The following is a 3,082-nucleotide window of genomic DNA, read 5'->3' as shown; positions in this document are numbered from 1 at the left end:
CGGGTCGGCGGTGGCGGCGGGGCTGTTCGGTCTCGCGGGGACGCCGGCCACCATCGTCGCCGCGGGGATGGCGTTGTCGTTCTTCAACCTCGGCGCGTGGGGCGCGCTGTACGCGATCGGCCCCGAGCTCTACCCCACCTCGACCCGTGGCGCCGGCACCGGCGCGGCGGCGGCGTTCGGTCGGATCGCCTCCATCGTCGCGCCGCTGCTCGTCCCGGTGATGCTGGGTGCCGGAGGCACGGTCGTGGTCTTCGGGGTGTTCGCGGCGGCCTTCGTCGTCGCCGCCCTGGCGGCGTTCACGCTCCCGGAGCGCAAGGGCGTCGCGCTCGAGCAGACCTGACCTGCGCGGTCAGTACGTCTAGTGCGTCTCGCGCCCGTCCCCCAACTCGCGGATCCGCTCGGTGGCCGCGCGCAGACGCTCCTTGCGGGCCTCGTCGTCGGACTCCTTGAGCTCCTCGTAGAGTTCCTCGTCCGAGTCGGAGAACTGCAGGATCGCGCGCGGAACCCCGAGGGTCAGGACCAGCGAGGGCCACACGATCCAGGCGTAATCCCAGCCCACGACGAACTGCAGCACGAGGAACGCCACGAGCGTCGCCCCGAGGACCAGGCCGTCGAGGGTCTCCACCGTCTTGCCGCGCTTGCGGAGATCCTGGAGCTCGCGATCCGGGTCCGAGACCGCCGGTGACGACGAGGTGCGCGCCAGCTCACCACCCCCCGCCGCCGCCGTCTGCACGATCATGCCGTCCACGCTGCTCAGGGGCATCCCTCCGGGCAGATCCCGGAATGATGACCGCAACTGACCCAGGGTGCGCGCGGCCGCGATGTCACCGGACCGGGAATGGAATTCCGGGTCGTCGAGACGACCGGCGGCATAATGGTCGCCCAGCGCGGTGAGCGCGTGCAGGCGCTCGGAGTCGGAGAGCAACAGATCATCAGGATCGGTCATGTGACCAGGCTAGGAGGGGGCCCCGGAGATCGCCATAGGTGATCACACCGATCCGCTGTCACATCCGGGAGTGCTGGTGCGTCGAAGGGGTATGAGCACTCACCGGAAAGACCACGGATCGCACACACAGGGACAGTGCACACAGCACCAGCGCACTCAGGTCAGCGCGGGCGCGATGGTGCCCATGCTGGCGCTCGAGGCCTACACCAGGGCCCGGGTCTCCCGCTCCGACAGCCACCTCGTCAGTCTCCGGGTCTCGGCGGTGAACGAGTGTCGGTTCTGCACCGCGATGCATCGCCGCGACGCGCGTAAGGACGGCTGGGACGACGCCCGGATCCTCGCCGCCGAGGACTGGCCCGCCCACGCCGGTGAGCTGTCCGCGGGGGACCTCGTGGTCCTGCGATTCGCTGACGCGATCACCCACCTCCGTGGCGAGGACTCGGTCCCGGACCACCTCTGGGACGAGATGGTCCGACACCGGGGCGAGGCGGGCACTGGACAGCTGCTCATGGAAGTCGTCACCATCAACGCATGGAACCGGATCGCAGTGGCGACCAGGAAGGACCCGGGGTCGCTCAAGGGCGTCCGCCCGGAGGACATCGATCCCGTTCGTCCGAGGTGACCGCGGCCGGTGGGCTCGCCGGACTCGACCGGACCGCGGTGGACCGGGTCCGGGGGCGACTGCTCGGGGTGGGATACCGCATCACGGGGACGTGGGCCGACGCAGAGGACGCCGCCGATGAGGCCCTGGCCCGCCTGGTCGGCCTCGACCCGGGTTCTCACCCCGACAACCCCGAGGCGTGGCTCACCACCGTCACCACCCGGTTGTGTCTGGACCGGCTACGGCGACGACGGCGGGAGGACTACGTGGGGGCGTGGCTGCCCGAGCCCGTCGACACCGCCCTGCTTCCGGCGGAGTTGGCCGAACAGCGGGAGGATCTGCGGATCGCCGTCCTCCTCGCCTACGAGCAGCTGGCACCCGATGAGCGGGCGGCCTTCGTCCTGCGCGAGGCCTATGCCCTGCCCTACGCCGAGATCGCCGAGACGTTGGACGCGGCCGTGCCCACGGTGCGCCAGTGGGTGAGCCGGGCACGCCGCCGGTTGGACACCGACCTGCGGCCGCCGGAACGTGCGCCGGAGCCGGTGATCACGCGCCTGGTCGAGGCCGTCCTGGCCGGTGACCTCGAGCAGACGATCGAGGTGCTCACCGCGGACGTCCGGGTGGTCTCGGACAGCGACGGGAAGGTCAACGCCGCCCGCAGGGACATCGTGGGGGCCCGCAAGTGTGCGTACTTCCTCATCAAGGCCGCGGAGTTGTCCGGCGGCATGATCGCGCCGGTCGAGGTCAACGGGGAGTTCGCGTTGGCGGTGGTGTCCCGCGGGGTCGTCCGGGTGGCCCAGCTGGGCGTGGTCGACGACCGCGTCACGCGGGTCTATTTCCACTCCAACCCGGCCAAACTCACACGATTGGCCCTGCCGGAGGGGTTCGAACCGACTCCGCGAGCCGGCTCGGTTCCCTGAGCTGACTCAATGGAGGCGGCGCTCGGCTGTGCGCGGCGGCGTGCGGCGGTGGCTACTCCGGCACCCACATGGCCATCTCGTTCCCGCCCGGCTCGCGGAAGTGGAACCGTCGGCCACCGGGGAAGGAGAACGGGTCGAGGGTCACCACGCCGCCAGCGGCCTCGACCCGGCCGCGGGCCTCGGCCAGGTCGGACACCCGGATCACCATCAGGGGTGCCTGCGACTGCTCGTCGTCGTCACCCTGGATCCCCACCTCGATCCCGCCGCCGGTGAGGTCGGTGTACGACGTCCCGTACACGGTGGGCGTCCAGCCACACACCCTGGCCAGGAAGTCGGCTGTCGCGGGCATCGACGAACTGGGGAACTCGACCATCGTGATCTGGTCCGGGGTGCTGTCCTGCATGCTGCCGACGGTACGGGCACCATGGGCGCGGTGGCGCGGTTTCGATCCCGTGACCCGGTTCGTGCTCCCCCGGTCCTCCTCCCCGTGACGGACTGCGCGGGCGGCGGGATCACCCACGAACCCGGGCCCCATCCCAGCGTGAGAGCAGGTCCATCGCGACTGCGCGCGGATCCGGCGCGCGCATCACCGCCGACACCACGCTCACACCGTCC

At 70.8% G+C, this 3,082-nt stretch carries 5 protein-coding genes; 3 read left to right on the top strand and 2 right to left on the bottom strand.

What is annotated here, in order from left to right; all coding sequences use genetic code 11:
- Positions 1-340 (top strand): MFS transporter (locus G6019_RS12750; protein ID WP_182627737.1); only part of this gene is annotated, 340 nt, incomplete at its 5' end.
- A gap of 18 nt (positions 341-358) precedes the next feature.
- Here G6019_RS12750 and G6019_RS12745 read toward each other — a convergent pair.
- A complete protein-coding gene (locus G6019_RS12745) occupies positions 359-946 on the bottom strand; it encodes a DUF1707 SHOCT-like domain-containing protein (RefSeq protein ID WP_107757648.1) in 588 nt (195 codons plus the stop codon).
- Positions 947-1,121: 175 nt separating this feature from the next.
- On the opposite strand from G6019_RS12745, the gene G6019_RS12740 reads away from it, so the two are divergent.
- Both G6019_RS12740 and G6019_RS12735 read left to right on the top strand, forming a co-directional pair.
- Positions 1,122-1,568, top strand: a complete 447-nt coding sequence (locus tag G6019_RS12740; protein WP_182612357.1) for a carboxymuconolactone decarboxylase family protein — start codon at positions 1,122-1,124, stop codon at positions 1,566-1,568.
- The gene (locus G6019_RS12735) at positions 1,565-2,467 is read left to right on the top strand and encodes a sigma-70 family RNA polymerase sigma factor (RefSeq protein WP_182612358.1); all 903 of its coding nucleotides are present in this window, start codon (positions 1,565-1,567) and stop codon (positions 2,465-2,467) included. Before G6019_RS12740 ends, G6019_RS12735 begins: the two co-directional genes overlap by 4 nt.
- A gap of 52 nt (positions 2,468-2,519) precedes the next feature.
- Here G6019_RS12735 and G6019_RS12730 read toward each other — a convergent pair whose 3' ends face one another.
- The gene (locus G6019_RS12730) at positions 2,520-2,870 is read right to left on the bottom strand and encodes a VOC family protein (protein WP_107758264.1); all 351 of its coding nucleotides are present in this window, start codon (positions 2,868-2,870) and stop codon (positions 2,520-2,522) included.
- Between the last annotated feature and the right edge of the window lie 212 nt (positions 2,871-3,082).

This window comes from Dietzia sp. DQ12-76 (assembly GCF_014145045.1).
Taxonomy (GTDB): Bacteria; Actinomycetota; Actinomycetes; order Mycobacteriales; family Mycobacteriaceae; genus Dietzia.
Note: the sequence above shows the minus strand (reverse complement) of the source record. Positions and strands in the feature narration are given on the sequence as shown.